Origin of the sequence: Bacteriovorax sp. BAL6_X (assembly GCF_000443995.1) — a bacterium.
Lineage (GTDB): Bacteria > Bdellovibrionota > Bacteriovoracia > Bacteriovoracales > Bacteriovoracaceae > Halobacteriovorax_A.
In genome coordinates, this window is the sequence record NZ_AUMC01000008.1 from 113,957 (window position 1) to 128,741 (window position 14,785).

At 36.3% G+C, this 14,785-nt stretch carries 12 protein-coding genes; 4 read left to right on the plus strand and 8 right to left on the minus strand.

What is annotated here, in order from left to right; all coding sequences use genetic code 11:
- Positions 1–19: 19 nt before the first annotated feature.
- Positions 20–637 carry a hypothetical protein gene (locus tag M902_RS07905; RefSeq protein WP_156979774.1) on the minus strand — a complete coding sequence of 206 codons (618 nt, stop codon included), beginning with the start codon at positions 635–637 and terminating at the stop codon, positions 20–22.
- A gap of 78 nt (positions 638–715) precedes the next feature.
- Here M902_RS07905 and M902_RS07910 point away from each other — a divergent pair, with 78 nt between their 5' ends.
- The 3 genes from M902_RS07910 to M902_RS15875 all read left to right on the plus strand — a co-directional run bounded on the left by M902_RS07910 (position 716) and on the right by M902_RS15875 (position 4,680).
- Positions 716–1,420 carry a heparan-alpha-glucosaminide N-acetyltransferase gene (locus M902_RS07910; RefSeq protein WP_021267289.1) on the plus strand — a complete coding sequence of 235 codons (705 nt, stop codon included), beginning with the start codon at positions 716–718 and terminating at the stop codon, positions 1,418–1,420.
- 84 nt (positions 1,421–1,504) lie between these two features.
- Positions 1,505–3,172, plus strand: a complete 1,668-nt coding sequence (locus tag M902_RS07915; RefSeq protein WP_021267376.1) for a cytochrome c biogenesis protein ResB — start codon at positions 1,505–1,507, stop codon at positions 3,170–3,172.
- Positions 3,169–4,680: a cytochrome c biogenesis protein gene (locus tag M902_RS15875; RefSeq protein ID WP_021267245.1), complete on the plus strand. Its 1,512-nt coding sequence runs from the start codon at positions 3,169–3,171 to the stop codon at positions 4,678–4,680. Before M902_RS07915 ends, M902_RS15875 begins: the two co-directional genes overlap by 4 nt.
- A 28-nt stretch (positions 4,681–4,708) precedes the next feature.
- Here M902_RS15875 and M902_RS07925 read toward each other — a convergent pair whose 3' ends face one another.
- The 6 genes from M902_RS07925 to M902_RS07950 form a co-directional block, all read right to left on the minus strand.
- The gene (locus tag M902_RS07925) at positions 4,709–5,929 is read right to left on the minus strand and encodes a hypothetical protein (RefSeq protein ID WP_021267387.1); all 1,221 of its coding nucleotides are present in this window, start codon (positions 5,927–5,929) and stop codon (positions 4,709–4,711) included.
- 111 nt (positions 5,930–6,040) lie between these two features.
- Positions 6,041–7,906, minus strand: coding sequence for a hypothetical protein (locus M902_RS07930; protein WP_021267162.1), 1,866 nt, complete (start codon positions 7,904–7,906; stop codon positions 6,041–6,043).
- A gap of 103 nt (positions 7,907–8,009) precedes the next feature.
- The gene (locus tag M902_RS07935) at positions 8,010–8,429 is read right to left on the minus strand and encodes a hypothetical protein (RefSeq protein ID WP_021267368.1); all 420 of its coding nucleotides are present in this window, start codon (positions 8,427–8,429) and stop codon (positions 8,010–8,012) included.
- Between the two features lie 65 nt (positions 8,430–8,494).
- Positions 8,495–9,592, minus strand: coding sequence for a tRNA nucleotidyltransferase/poly(A) polymerase (locus tag M902_RS07940; RefSeq protein WP_021267307.1), 1,098 nt, complete (start codon positions 9,590–9,592; stop codon positions 8,495–8,497).
- A gap of 5 nt (positions 9,593–9,597) precedes the next feature.
- On the minus strand, positions 9,598–10,497 hold the full coding sequence (locus M902_RS07945) for a LysR family transcriptional regulator (protein ID WP_021267259.1): 900 nt from the start codon (positions 10,495–10,497) through the stop codon (positions 9,598–9,600).
- A gap of 85 nt (positions 10,498–10,582) precedes the next feature.
- A complete protein-coding gene (locus tag M902_RS07950) occupies positions 10,583–11,098 on the minus strand; it encodes a hypothetical protein (protein WP_156979776.1) in 516 nt (171 codons plus the stop codon).
- A gap of 222 nt (positions 11,099–11,320) precedes the next feature.
- Between M902_RS07950 and M902_RS07955 the strand changes: the two genes are divergently transcribed.
- A complete protein-coding gene (locus M902_RS07955) occupies positions 11,321–12,412 on the plus strand; it encodes a hypothetical protein (RefSeq protein ID WP_040314483.1) in 1,092 nt (363 codons plus the stop codon).
- Positions 12,413–12,469: 57 nt separating this feature from the next.
- On the opposite strand, the gene fusA is transcribed toward M902_RS07955, so the two are convergent.
- Positions 12,470–14,635: an elongation factor G gene (gene fusA / locus M902_RS07960; protein ID WP_021267187.1), complete on the minus strand. Its 2,166-nt coding sequence runs from the start codon at positions 14,633–14,635 to the stop codon at positions 12,470–12,472.
- Between the last annotated feature and the right edge of the window lie 150 nt (positions 14,636–14,785).

Consider the following 14,785-nt stretch of genomic DNA (forward strand, 5'->3'; position numbering starts at 1 on the left):
AATATTAACTGCTTATACATCACTGCGCAACTAATTTTATACGCTGAGATTGAAAGCTAAAGTTCATATACTTAGCAATACAATCATAAATCATCTCTCTTAAACTATCGGCCTGTAACTGACGCAGACCACCAAAAGCTAGGCCATTGTCTACACAAACCTCATTTTCTTCTATGCTAAATAATTGAATTTGACCTAAGTTATAACTCTCCAGAGTCGCATTCACATTTTCAATAAGTGAGGACATTTTCAATAGACGCTGCTTTAGGTCTAATTTTTCCCAATTAAGAACTTCTATTTTATTATTCATGAGGGCGTTTTCAAAAAACTCTTTCTGAATTTCTTGCAAAATCGTTTCAAACCACTTTTTCAAGTCTAAAACTCCTGGCCAACTATGTTGGGCAGCACTATCTCTTAAATAACTTTCCGCTTCTCTAAACGTCATAACAAATAAGGCGCTTGGCCCGACTTTTCCCACAATCGTCAAGGCACTATAAATCAAGGCCTTCTTTCTTAGTGCATCTTCTTCATTGGCCATAAATCTAGCATCAAAGAAGTTTGCTGAAATATATTGAGAATACTGTGCAGTATCGAGATCACGAAGAAGCTCTTGTGCTTTATTTGATATTGTCATCATCCACCTTTTTATAGGAATCAAATTAACAGCTTTGAATACTTTTGACCATAAATTAAGAGATTATGCTATCATTTAGACATGACACAAGATTCGCAGACAATAAAAAAGAGATATCATCTAATCGACCTCACAAGAGGTATAGCAGTCATCTTAATGATTATCTTTCACTTTACGTATGATCTTGATGTCTTCGGATTTGTCGATATTGAATTTTTTAGACCAGGTTTTTGGTACTACCTCCCACGCCTTATTGTTACTCTTTTCATGTTCTCAGTAGGAGTATCAATATGTATGGCCCATCCTGGAAAGATTCATCCGCGTCCTTATCTAATTCGCCAAGCTAAAATTGGTATTGCGGCCATTATCATCAGTATCTCAACATATTTTATGTTTCCGAAAAACTGGATCTACTTTGGAACACTACATTGTATCTTTTTCACGACACTACTAATTACTCCTCTTAGAAAGAAACCATGGATCAGTGCAGCATTGGCCATACTCATTCTAGCACTTGAAGCAACCCCTTACGCTATCCCATTTCCAGAAATGGACCACGCATCTCTAGACTTTATCGCAGTCTTCCCATGGGCCGCTATTTCATTGCTAGGAATCACCTTCTTTCACCTTGGCTGGCATAAAATTGAATACCGCCAATGGCGTCTAATTCGCTCTATACAGTTCTTAGGAAAGCATTCGTTTCTTATCTACGTCACTCATCAAATCTTTCTCTACTCAATTGTTTATATTGCGTACAAGATCATAAAATCTGCGCCGCTTTTGTAAGGTTTTTGAAAACTTTTTGAAATCCATAGCCTCTCTTTACCAACTATGCTATTTAATTTAGCAAAGGAAAAAGGCTAAAAAGCAATGGTAAGTAACAAGTTCAATTACAAGTACTTTGAGCGTTCAATTGGCTCAATGAAATTCGCAGTTTTTATTATTTCACTATTCTCACTTGCAATGATTGTAGGAACATTTGTAGAAAGTTATTACGGAACAGACTTCGTAGGTAGGCTTATCTATAAGACTTGGTGGTTTATGGCCATTCAATTCTTTATGGGACTCAGTATTCTATTTGCAGCACTTATTAGGCTCCCATTAAAGAAAAGACTGTATGGCTTCTACACGATACACACAGGCCTAATTATAATTGGAATTGGCTCCTTTGTTACCTATATTGCCGGAATAGATGGAACGATCCACCTACGGCCAATGAGTCCAACAAGACAAGTTGTACTTAACGAAGATGTTATCGAGATCACGCGTCCAGATGAGAATACAAGAGCAGTTCTTCCGCTTCCTTATAGTGCATTTGATAGTAATATTGACGTTACTTACAAAGAAATAGAAATTAAAGAATATATTCCATTTGCTGACAAGGTAATGCAGTGGCTCCCTGCCAAAGATAGTGTTAATGACTCAGATAATATGCACTCATCAAGTTATATTATTTCAAATGATAATGTGGCCCAGGACTTCACATTAAGTCTTCACCCTGAAGCATTTGATTTTCAAGCTTCACTTAGCATGGGACTTTTAAGTATTACCTACCTACCAAAAACTCTTGCCCCATGCTTTTCAACACCGAGTGATAGTGGCCTAATCCTTTGGGATTCAAGAACGTCACAGTGCTATACTGCAGAGGAAAAGAATATCAAGGTTGAAGAGACTGCAACCAATAAGCGTTTCTTCGTCATTAAAGATGGAGAAAATGTATACTCATTTCTTCCGGACCTAAGTCCTTGGGCCCTTGACCAAAATCTAAAGCCAGCAATGAATGCTCCAATCAGAGTATTCTCTAAGAATCTTTTTAAAGAAAAACCAAACCTGTTTCTCTTTGGAGACTCAGCTTCTTTCTATGATAAAGATGCCGATAAGTGGCTTAGCCAGAACTTTGATAACCAAGGTCTAATGTCACTTCCTTGGATGGGTTTCACACTTAAATTAGTTCGCAATGAAAAGAACCTTGTTCCAACAATGGTCCCGGAGTCGACTCTACCAATTCAACAAAATGGTGGACTCGTTAGAGGTATAACAAGAGCAGCAAAAATTCACGTAAGAGATAAGGAATATTGGCTAACAGATGATAAGCCAGTCTCAGTACTGATTGATGGCGTAAAGACAAATGTCTATTTAACGAAAAGGTCATTTCTTCTACCATTTGAGTTCACACTAACTCGTTTTAAAATGGATAAAGACCCTGGAACGAATCGCCCGGCCAGTTACGAGAGTTTTGTGAATCTATTCACAGATGGTGACACAACTCCATATCATGTCTATATGAACAACCCTTTAAAGTATGATGGCTTCACATTCTATCAGGCCTCATACTCACAAGACCCTGAAACGGGACAATATAGCTCAACCCTATCAGTAAACCTAGATCAAGGACGCTGGATTAAATACCTAGGCTCACTCCTACTCGTATTTGGTTCTTTATGGCACTATTATTTAAACTACCGCCCAAAGAGAAAAACGAAGGACCTTTTAGGCCTTGAAGTAGCAGATGGTGACCAATTAGGAGACAAGAAATGATTAAGATTCTACTAAGTCTACTTATCGCAACAAGTACACTTGCTAACGTTAACTTTTGTAATGATGAGTTAGGAAAACTTCCTATTCTTCAAGATGGACGTATTAAACCACTTACAGTTCATTCAAAAGAAGTTATTCATCACCTGACAGGAAAGTACAAGGCCAAAGGTCACTCATCAGTAGCGACTTTCTGTCTTCTAAGTTCAAAGGCATTTGGCCTAGAAGCACCTTTTAAATTAGAAACTAAAATTGAGCACAAGAATACGAAAGCTCTTCTTGGTGGAAAAAGCTCAATGGCACTTGATGACTTAATTGATGAGAACGTCACAATTAGAATGGCCTATCAGAAAGAAAAGGTTGAATCAGGTTATAAGAAAGAGCTTAATAAGCTTCTTAATAAAATTGCTCTTTATCAAGACATCATCAATGGAAACAACTGGCAGCTACCTGTAAGAATGGGAAATGAAATCTCGTGGGGGCCGGTAACAAGCTTTTTAACAAAAGAAAAAGTCGATGCTCTTGCCCAAGTTTCACAAACACCATTTAAGGATGTCTTTGCAAAGGCCAAGAAAGACTATATCGAAGTAAGTGGTGATAAATACCTAACAGAGTTCTTATTCGATAAATTACAGCTGCCAAAGATTGCCTTTGCCCTAACTCTTATTGGCCTAGCAGCTCTAGTTCTTTTTAAGAAATTTGGAATCGCACTTGGTCTTTCAGCGCTAACGATTATTGTTCAAACAGTATATATCACTTTAAGAGTCTATATCTCAGGTCGTGCACCAATTACAAATATGTATGAGACTGTAATCTTCTCTGGCTACGGTGCTCTACTTCTTTCAATGATTATTGGACATTTTAAGAAGGAAAAAACATATCTCTACATGGGGCTTGCATACAACCTATGTACGCTTATGATGATTACATTTGCGACTAATATGGTTTCACCATCAATTAGTCCACTTGTTCCAGTACTAAGAGATAATTTCTGGCTAAGTACTCACGTAACAACAATCATTATGTCTTACGGTGCTCTGGCCCTAAGTTGGATTCTAGCAAATACAATTCTTTTTAAAAGAGCATTTACAGACTTTAAAGTAGAAGATGAGACATATTATAATGACCTAATCTACACGACTCTAAAATACGGAATCATCATGCTTGCGGCAGGGATTATCCTTGGTGGTGTCTGGGCAGATTACTCTTGGGGAAGATTTTGGGGCTGGGACCCGAAAGAGACATGGTCACTAATTGTTCTATGTATCTATATGGCGATCCTTCACGGAAAGTATACAAATTGGATCACAAATAAAAGCTTCTCTGTCCTTGTTGCAGGGGCCTTTATGAGTGTTATGATGGCATGGTTTGGAGTTAACTACATCCTTGCAACAGGACTTCACTCATACGGATTCTCTCAAGGTGGAGCATATTTCTTAGGAACGTTCTTTGCGGTTCAAACAATCTTTCTAATCTTAACAGTTATAAAATCAAATCATAAAGCAGCATAAAAAAAGGGCCTTTAAAAGGCCCTTTTTTTTACATAAATGGATTGATATATTGAGATCTAATTTCTCTAAGCATATAATCATCATCATTCATTTCAAAGTAACCAATTAAAGCACCCTCAGTAATTTGCTGTTGTTTGTAGTAAGACTTAATAAAGCCATCAACATTGTCCTTTATAATTGAAGGAAGAGGGACAAAACTTAAACCAAGGCCAGCTAAAGTAAGAACACTTCTAAGTCTCTTTACACGATTTGGACGGTCATAAGAATAAGCAATTGCAGGTGACTTATCAAAAGTGTGGTTCCCATCAAATAAATTAACAATCACTCTTTCACCATCAAGTGTTACCTCTTGAAAACTATAGTTAATTCTTTCTCCAATCTCTGAATACTTTGATCTATAAGATCTAAAACGATTTGTGGCCGTTCTAAATTTAGAGTAGAAGTTCGCTGTACCGTATCTTGGCCAATTTAATTTTGCACTATTTGATTCCCAAAATGCAATCCAATCAATTCTTGACTCATATATTGAAGAATATACTAGATCCACTTCCTCTTTAGTTAGCCCAAGATCTGTAGGAGCTGAAAATTCAAGATAGTGCAATAGTAGGTTTTGGTGATAATAACGTCTTGTTCTAAAAAGTTTCTCAGTCTCTGTAATGATATAGAAAGCTGTATTTAAAGCAGGAACTGTTGATAGACGTTTACGGGCCTGATTCAATGCCCAGTTAACAACCTTATAAGTTACATTCTTGCGATAGAAGAAAGTTGCATTATCTGGCTTTGCAATAATTGTAGGATCAATATAATAAAAAGCTTCCTTAACCTTAGAGCCGAATTCTTCAATTAAGTTATTAAATTCTTTATCAGCAAAAATAGCATTAAAATCAATTCCTTCAAATGCACGCATTGAACTAACAACTCTTTTTACATTTTTTTGAGTTTGAAAATCATTTCCAAGAAAATTATGACCTGTTTCAAAAAGTCCTTCGACTTCAGCTTCATAATTACCAGTAAGTCCACTTTGTGACATCAAGGCCTGCTCATTTAAGATTGAGTTTTTTATATACTCAACATAGTCCTTGAATTTGAATTTTGTACGGATTGTACGGTCTCTTACAGCAATAAGTTTTCCAGAATCATCTCTTTCAAAAGAAAATCTGTTATTAAATTTCTCATTTATACTATTTGGGTTTGTAGCAAGAATATTGCTCGATACTAGTAGCATCAATGCTAACATTAGATTTCTCATTATCTTCCTCCATGAAAATATCCTTATATTTTAATGGCAGATGGAAAATAAATCATAAGATGTAAGAAAAGAAGAGAATGTTTAGTATCTTAGTGTACTAAAACACTCAGCTTACTGACCAGATTTTTTAGTAATAGCAGCATCTAGATCATTTAAAAGATCCATATTTTCAGGAGCTGTATTCTTTAATTTTTCTTCTTTTGCCGCCTGCTCTTGCGCCTCTTCTTCTGCAGCAGCTTCCTCTTCTGATAAAGTAGCAATTCGCTGCTCTTCTAAAAATCTCTCATTGGCCTCTTTCATAACGAGGGCCTCTTTTTCACGGATCTCTTTCTTATGTTGAGTATATATATCATTCACAAATTGGCGAAGACGCATTTTTTCTTTTTCACCAATAGCGTGAATTAATCCTTGATATTTATAAGTATTGCCTTCTTTTTTATATATATTCCCTTCTTGTGGGACTATTTTTACCGCAAAATTAAAAGGATGAGTTAAGTAGTAATTCCCTACGACAAGCTCTTCATTTAAGGTAAAGAAACAAGTCGATTCAGATATCTCAACTAACTTAGCATCCCTAATAATTAAAGCATGACTAAGAGGAGATTTCTTACTTACAAAATACTTTGGAGGATTAAAATAGGATTTGTTAAGCTTAGCATACTTAATAGGGTCCTTCTTTCTTAAAGCAGCAATCTTCGTATTCAATTCCTGCTCTTCTTTCGTTAAGCGCTTTTCTTCTAATTGATGCACCATTTGAGAAAGTACATTCATTCCTATCATTGTCGGATTTACAAGAGCAAATTGATAATTAAACTTCTCTTGGAATTCTTTAGATGAGTATCTGTCACAATTTATAACAATGAAGTATGGACTATTATCTCCTAGCTTTTTGATATTACTTACGGCATTTTTTAATATTTCATCTTGTCTCTGATGAAAATCTTCAATGTTCTTTGTGATATTGGCCATCTGATCAACATCTTGGCCCTCTTTTGCATCTTCAAACTCACCATCCTCACTTAAGAGCTCAGGGTAAGAGTAGACTATAATATCCGGATTTAAGCGTGCAATATTAATGTAGTCTTCATCAAAACTCTCATTAATTCTAAATACAAAATCGTATGTATCGATAAGTTTGTCATTTGATTTAAAATAATTCATTTGCGGATCAATCATGAAAAGCTTTGTTAATTTTTTAGAACCGTAAGACGAGTTATCATTAACCCATTTTTTTAAAGTCTTTCCAATTTTTAACTTTCTACTTAACTCATTCTCATTTAGATCTTCAACGTTTAAACTAAGGCTACCATCCTCTCGCTTAACAGGGTCAACAAATAGGTATTCTAGCTCTGACCAACCATTTGAACCATAGTAGATATTATCTTCACCATGTTTACGAGCGACAAAGTAGTTCGTATCCATTTGCTTATTTTCAAGAGCGTGTTCTACTTCAACTATGCTACCTTCTTCTAGCTTATTATTACATTCAATATGCATAGAGCTTAAACCATAGTAGCCAACACGTGCAATTTCTTTGAGCTTAATTTCGGCCTGTAGCTTTGCAAGCGCAAACTCCGCAGAAATAGCCTCAGCGGGAAATCGTAATTTATAAGGGTGATACACAACATCATGTATCTCAATTCCTTTTACAAATACAAAGTCAAAGTTTATCGAGATTAATTTCTTTACATCTTCAACGTTACTAACAATTGCAACAACAGGTGTATGTCTAAAGAAGTGAATTCTTTTTAAAATTAGGCCTAAATTATGCCCATCTACTTCACCGTCTTTTATGTCGATATAAATAATCGAAGGGGCCAACTCGAAGAGTTCAAAAATACAATCATTAATATTATTGGCATGATAAGAAAACTGATGAAAGCTCTTTTCTTCAGTTGGGTATGTTTTGGCATAAACTTTTTGTAAGTCATCCCAATAACCAAGATCCTTTCCTAGATAAGCAATTTTCTTTGACACAAATTGTCTCCATGCAATTATTCTTATCTATATGATATCATGGTTTAAAAAAGGAATACACAACATACTGGATTTATTAGCTTTTTAAGCTTTGGTGAAAAATCTAAAAATCAAAGTCATTATAATACTGACCATGATATTCGTCATTTTCCTTGGTAAAGAAGCGTCTGACAAAATACTGGCCAACTCTGATTGTTGAGATGAATCCAAAATTTTCAAGTTTAAGGATTGATTGATGAATTTCTTCAAGAGAAATCTGAAGTTTTTCTACAATTTCAGACATAGACATTAGTTGAGATATACCATGCTCACGATATGGGTTGGCCTTCGACCAAACACGACGATAAAGATACATAAGAATAACAATTTCAACTCTTGTTAAGCGATAATTAACTAGAATCTCATCAAAGAAAATATCAGGTATATCTGAGAACGTAGGTGTAGGACAAGATCTTGAATCGACCTTCGCTGAATCAACTTCTCTATTTTTATGAGTTGCAATTATTGAATGTATGTCAACCATAATTCCCCCAAGAAGGATTTTCCTTCTTTCATTATGGCATAATATTTGGATATAAATCTAGTGCGTTATTTATTTAGGAGTTTTTTGCCTAGCTCACTCTCTGCGATGGCCTTTATCGCCTTATTTCTAGAGTCTTTTGAACGGTGCATACTTAATTTGTCTTTCAATTTTATAAATAAGTCATAGTGTTTAAGTCGACTATCGTTGCCTAGTCCGGCCATTGCATTAATGAAATTAATTCGCAATTCAATAAGATCTTTTTTTAGAAGAGCATTTCTAGCATTAATAAAATTTAATACTTTCTTGTATTGGTTTTTTTTAATTGCAAAAAATGCATAGAGCTCCTCACTGAAGCCAGCATTATTATACATAACGACTTCTTCAATTGAGTTCATATCGTTTATAAAGTAATTCTCATCTAAATGAACGATCTCGCTTAAAGCCTGAGGTAACTTGATATGATGGCGCTTAACAAGGGAGACAAAGGTTTCTACAAATTGCTGACAGTCATTACACTTTGAAGATTCATATTTTAAGTAATGAGAAGAAATTTTTCGCAAATCAAACTTAGAGAAGTTTTCATCTTCATTTATTACAAAGCCTGTATTAATACTAAAACGAATAGTTCTAAGAAGTCTTACTGGATCGTTAAAGAAGTCCGCATTGATATAATTAATTTTCTTATTTTCAATATCAGCAAGGCCACCAAAAGGATCAATGATATCAATTTCGATTCTATCATCGACTACACTAAACTGTGCACCAATAGCATTAATTCTTATATCTCTTCGCTTAAATGACTGCTCGTAAGACAGGATGCTTGAAAACTTAGGAGTAAAGTTCTTATGGCCAATTTCATCATTAAATTCTTCAAGACGTGGAGAAGAAAATTCAATTTCGGCCTCTCCAAGTTTGATTCGAAAAACCCCCATGCCAATATAGTTGGCTTCAGGAAAGTTTTCAGTAAGATAGTCAATCCATGCCTCACCTTCAATTTTTTGAAGATGTCTAATCTCGAAATCAAAATCTGTCGATTGTTTACCTAGATACCAATCTCTAACATTGCCTCCAACAAGGCAAAGCCTAAAACCTTTTTCCCAACTCTTTCTAATAAATAGCTGTATGGAGTTTGGAATATTTGCAAGGTCATACTTCTTTATCATGAGAATTAAAGAAATGGGTTGGCCTCTTTAGTCAGCATTTCAATTGTTTTTCTAATACGTACAAGTTCTGTCGATTCCTTATGGTAGACAATATAGAAGCGGTCATTAGAAACCTCAAATGCTTTACCTAGAGTTTCAATCTCATCACTATAGTACCAACGCTTTAGAACGTGATTTGGAACCACAGCGATCCCAAGACCACTCTTTACTGCCTGTAACATATTTCCGTGAGAGTTTATAGAGTAGCGGACATTTACCTTCTTAGGCTTCTTCCCATACTTTGCCACACACCAGTTGTAATAAAGACGATCACCTTGCTCAAAAAGCACAGTAGGCATCTTAGTTAATTCATCTAATGAAGTTTGTTCTGTAATATTAAAAGGGTTTCCCTTAGGGTAAACAAGCGTAACGGCCTCTTCACTTAGTAGTAGCTTTTCACCAGACTTAGGTAGTGCCCCTTCAGGAAGTACAAGAAAGTCGATTTTATTCTCTTCAAAACTCTTAATTAAATCTTCTTGAAAGCCTAGAGAGATATGAATTGAAAGGTCTTTTTCATTCTCAGCAAAAGTTAAAAGCTCATTAGCAAGCCAAGATTTCCCAACACCAGTAAGAGTACCGATGCGTATCTTTCCTTTCATTTCATCTTTATTATCTTTAATTTGGACAAGGGTTTCATCCATATCATTAAGAAAGTTTGTTGCAAGCTCATAGAGCTTCTCACCTTCTTGAGTTAGAACAACCTTCTTACCAGTTCTCTTAAAGGCCTTAACGCCTATTTTAGTCTCTAAATTCTTAACAGATTGAGAGATGGCAGATTGAGTTACATTTAGGTCCTCGGCTGCACGAGAAAAGCTTTCTGCACGGGCCACGGCCACGAGTGTTTGTAATTGGCTTGTTTCTAGCATAATTTTAACCTTATCTTAAGTATAAGTTATAACTTATACCAAAAATGAACATTTGTAAATAACAACTCTGTCAAATAATTGTAAATTAGAAGAAAAACGTTACTCCAAAGGAATGGTTTGTAATAACAGGAGTAAGCAGATTCATGAAAGATATTTGAAAGTCCTTACCTTTGTAAAGACTAAAGTTCACTTCCGCACCGATGATTGGAACAAAGTAGAAGTCACCAATATTGGCAAAGTACGCCCCTTCACTGAAGTCAAAACCATTCTCATCAAAATGATAGAAGCCTGCTGTACCATTAATCTCAACATACTTATTACGATAAAAATTATAACTTTGGGTAACACCCCAAATTGGCTCACAGTACGAATTCTCCCCTACAAGTAGTCCAGTGGACCAGTCGTAAGCATAGTTGAATCGTACTGAGTGCAATTCATTATAAATAACTCCGCTTCCCTCTGATAGCTCATTACAAAGTGGCCTTGCATTCGGGCCGGATGGCCTTTGAATATGCGGCGTAATCCCTCCATAAATATATGTAAGGTTCATTGCCTGCGTGCTTGTGGCCATCAAGAATAGTGCGATTATTAGTTTCTTCACATGAATATATGAAGCAATGATAGTGCCAATCTTTTAAAGAGGAATCAAAGACTTAGGCCGACTAAAAATTGAACATATATAGCTGATTAGTTTAAAAAATAGTCATTTAATGTCGGCCACTATTAAAATTTAAAATAAGCTAAACGTGTATTGAATATAAACACTAAAGGAATTTCTACATCAAATGAAATAACCATACACTATCCATTGTATATTTATTAAATGTTCAAATCTCAAAAATTATTCATCACAATTCTAATACTACTATCCACATCAATTTTTGCGAACGACTGCCAAGATATTCGACTCGACCAGGGTGAGAATGCGCCTTTTAAGAACTTGCCAATTCATGATCAAATGTATGGAAAGCAGAAAGATTCTCAAATGTGCTATGCATTTGCAGGTTCTCAATTTATCGATGCAGTTATACAAAATGACTTAAAAGCAAAGGGACATATTACATCACCAATAACATCAGCACTACAAACGAAACTATCACCGACAAGAGCAAATGGGAGCAGAGTCAACCTACTCTCCAACATATCAAGAGGAGCTGGCCGCTCCGGACTAGGAGTCGGCCAGATTAATATCCTCTTTAATCAGCTAAGACAGGGTTACAGCTGTGATCAAAATTTTCTGACTTCAATTGGAATTAAGGATCCAAATACTTTCTGGGAACCATTCGTATACGAGTTCTACTCGAATAAGACAGTAGAAGAAAAAATAAATTCTGTAAAAGAAGAGCTACGACTTCGTGGTGTAAAAGAAGGTTTTTTCGATATTGTGAATGATGAAACTTTGGCGATTGCAGTTACAAAAAAAGGCTTCTACTTAAGAGAGCAAGCTATCTTTGATAAGATATGTGAAAATAATAAAATCGAACTCAGTCTGCCAGAACTTGAGTACCATGACTACTCTCCTAGCGATGTTGGTTATAATGAAACAGATGATGAATTCAAGAAACGTTTTCAAGTTGATGAAGTAAACCCACATGCCATCCAAAATATAAGCACAAGTCTTGAATCAGGAAACAACTTACCGGTTATTGTAGATATCTGTGCGGAAGTCTTAACAGAAAAAGAAAAGAGCTTTAAACGCTCACTACCTGCTATGAATGGGAGCTGTAGCAATCACTCAGTCCTTGTGATTGGCCAAAGAAAGGCCATGGACAACTCATGCCAATACCTCGTTAGAAATAGCTGGGGAGATTATAGAAATTATGACGAGGCCTGGGAAGTTGATGAGAAAGGACAGATATGGGTTGATGCTAAAACACTATCAAGTAGTATCCTAAAAGTTATTCATGCAAAATAAAAAAGGGCCGTATAAATACGGCCCTTCGAATATAAATCAATATTTTTAAATATCGGCTTAATCTTCGTTTGCTAATTTCTCTTTACGTTCTTTCATAACTGTCTCTTGAATATTTGAAGGACAGTCAACGTATCTTGCAAATTCCATCGTGTATGATGCTTTACCTTGAGACATCGATCTTAGGTCATTTGAGTAACCAAACATCTCTGAAAGTGGTACTTCAGCGTTGATGATAACTTCTCCACCCGGATCAGTTTCTGAACCTTGGATCATCCCTCTTCTTGAAGAAAGGTCACCAATTACAGAACCTTGGAATTCATCTGGAGTTGTAACTTCAACTTTCATAACTGGTTCCATAAGAACTGGTTGTGCTTTGTTGATAGCTTGTCTCATCGCTTGTCTTGCAGCAATACGGAATGCCATATCTGAAGAGTCAACGTCGTGTGACTTACCGTCTCTTAAGAATACTTCACAGTTAATAACTGGGAATGCAGCAAGAGGACCTTTATCCATAACGTCTTGGAAACCTTTTTCACAGGCACCGATGAATTCGTTAGGAATCGAACCACCTTTAATTTCGTTATTGAATTTAAATACCTGATCTTCTTTATCCTTATCTTCTTCAGCAAGAGGCTTAAGTAGACCAACAACCTGACCAAATTGACCAGAACCACCAGTTTGCTTCTTGTGAGTGTAATCAAAAGTAGCTTCAGTTCTGATTGTTTCACGGTAGTTAACCTGAGGAGCACCAACTTGTACTTCTGCACCGAACTCACGCTTTAATCTTTCTACGTAAATTTCAAGGTGTAGCTCACCCATACCAGCAATACGTGTTTCACCTGATTCTTCATCAGTGTATACGTGGAATGTCGGGTCTTCTTTAATAAATTTTGCAAGACCTTTAGACATTTTCGCTTGCTCGTTCTTATCCTTACAAGAAATCGAAAGCTCGATAACAGGGATTGGAACGTGGATACCTTCAAGAGAAAGGTTTAAGTTATCGTCGTTACCTACGAATGTATCCCCTGATGCACAGTCGATACCTACGATAGCAATGATATCACCAGCGTGAGCTGTATCGATATTCTCTCTATCGTTAGAGTTCATACGAACCATACGTCCGATACGTACTTTTTTACCAGTTCTTGTATTATAAACAGTATCACCTTTATTTAGTGTACCTCTATAGATTCTTGTATAAGTCAGCTGACCAAATTGCTCATCAGTGATCTTAAATGCCATCGCAAGTAGATCTTCTGCTGGATCTGGATTAATTGTAACTGTTTCATCTGTATCTGAATCAACAGCAGTTGGTAGAGCACAAGTAAGTGGTGAAGGAAGGTATCTTGCAACAGCTTCAAGAAGTGCTTGAACACCTTTATTCTTGAATGCAGACCCCATGTAAACAGGAGTAAGTTGAAGAGATTGAACACCTTTCTTAATACACATGTGAAGTTGTTCTTCAGTTGGCTCATTACCTTCTAGGTATGCTTCCATAACTTCATCATCGTACTCAGCTACAGCGTCAACCATTTCAGATCTTAGTTCTTCCATCTGCTCAACAAGATCAGCTGGACATTCTTCGATTCTTACGTTTTCACCGTTATCACCATCAAAGTACATTGCTTGCTTAGTTACTAAGTCAACAACACCTGTGAACTGATCTTCTGCACCAATAGGGATTTGCATAAGAACAGCATTGTGGTTTAGCTTTTCTTTAAGTGCGTCACGTCCATTAAATGGGTTTGCTCCCATACGGTCCATCTTGTTTAAGAAGGCCATTCTAGGAACGTTATATCTTTTCATCTGTCTGTCTACAGTGATTGACTGAGACTGAACACCAGATACTGAACAAAGAACTAGGATTGCACCATCTAGTACACGTAGTGATCTTTCAACCTCAACAGTGAAGTCAACGTGACCCGGAGTATCGATTAGGTTTACACGAGTGTCTTTCTCAACACCGTCAGCAAAAGTTGTCCCTTTACCTGTAATACCTTTCCAGTGTGCTGTCGTTGCAGCAGATGTAATTGTAATCCCTTTTTCCTTCTCTAGCTCCATGTGGTCCATAGTTGCACCAGCACCACCACCACGAACATCTTCGATCTTGTGGATCATGTCACAATAAAAAAGGATACGCTCTGAAAGAGTAGTCTTACCAGAGTCGATGTGCGCCGAAATACCGATGTTTCTCGTTTTCGCCATCAGCTTGTTGTTAATCATTCTTAACTCCGTTTTGAGGTTGTTAATATTTAATTGAGTCCAAATAAAAATGGATGACCAAATTTATATAGTATCGTTCATAAGTTATAATAATCAGTGTTGCATATTAGTGAAAAAAGCCATTCAAGTCAACGAGTTATAAGGCTTTTT

What these genes read in the sequence shown, in the direction of transcription:
- M902_RS07905 (WP_156979774.1), bottom strand. Translation starts at nt 637, where the DNA reads ATGATGACAATATCAAATAAAGCACAAGAGCTTCTTCGTGATCTCGAT.
- M902_RS07955 (WP_040314483.1), top strand. Translation starts at nt 11,321, where the DNA reads ATGTTCAAATCTCAAAAATTATTCATCACAATTCTAATACTACTATCC.
- M902_RS07910 (WP_021267289.1), top strand. Translation starts at nt 716, where the DNA reads ATGACACAAGATTCGCAGACAATAAAAAAGAGATATCATCTAATCGAC.
- M902_RS07935 (WP_021267368.1), bottom strand. Translation starts at nt 8,429, where the DNA reads ATGGTTGACATACATTCAATAATTGCAACTCATAAAAATAGAGAAGTT.
- M902_RS07925 (WP_021267387.1), bottom strand. Translation starts at nt 5,929, where the DNA reads ATGAGAAATCTAATGTTAGCATTGATGCTACTAGTATCGAGCAATATT.
- M902_RS07945 (WP_021267259.1), bottom strand. Translation starts at nt 10,497, where the DNA reads ATGCTAGAAACAAGCCAATTACAAACACTCGTGGCCGTGGCCCGTGCA.
- M902_RS07915 (WP_021267376.1), top strand. Translation starts at nt 1,505, where the DNA reads ATGGTAAGTAACAAGTTCAATTACAAGTACTTTGAGCGTTCAATTGGC.
- M902_RS15875 (WP_021267245.1), top strand. Translation starts at nt 3,169, where the DNA reads ATGATTAAGATTCTACTAAGTCTACTTATCGCAACAAGTACACTTGCT.
- fusA (WP_021267187.1), bottom strand. Translation starts at nt 14,635, where the DNA reads ATGATTAACAACAAGCTGATGGCGAAAACGAGAAACATCGGTATTTCG.
- M902_RS07940 (WP_021267307.1), bottom strand. Translation starts at nt 9,592, where the DNA reads ATGATAAAGAAGTATGACCTTGCAAATATTCCAAACTCCATACAGCTA.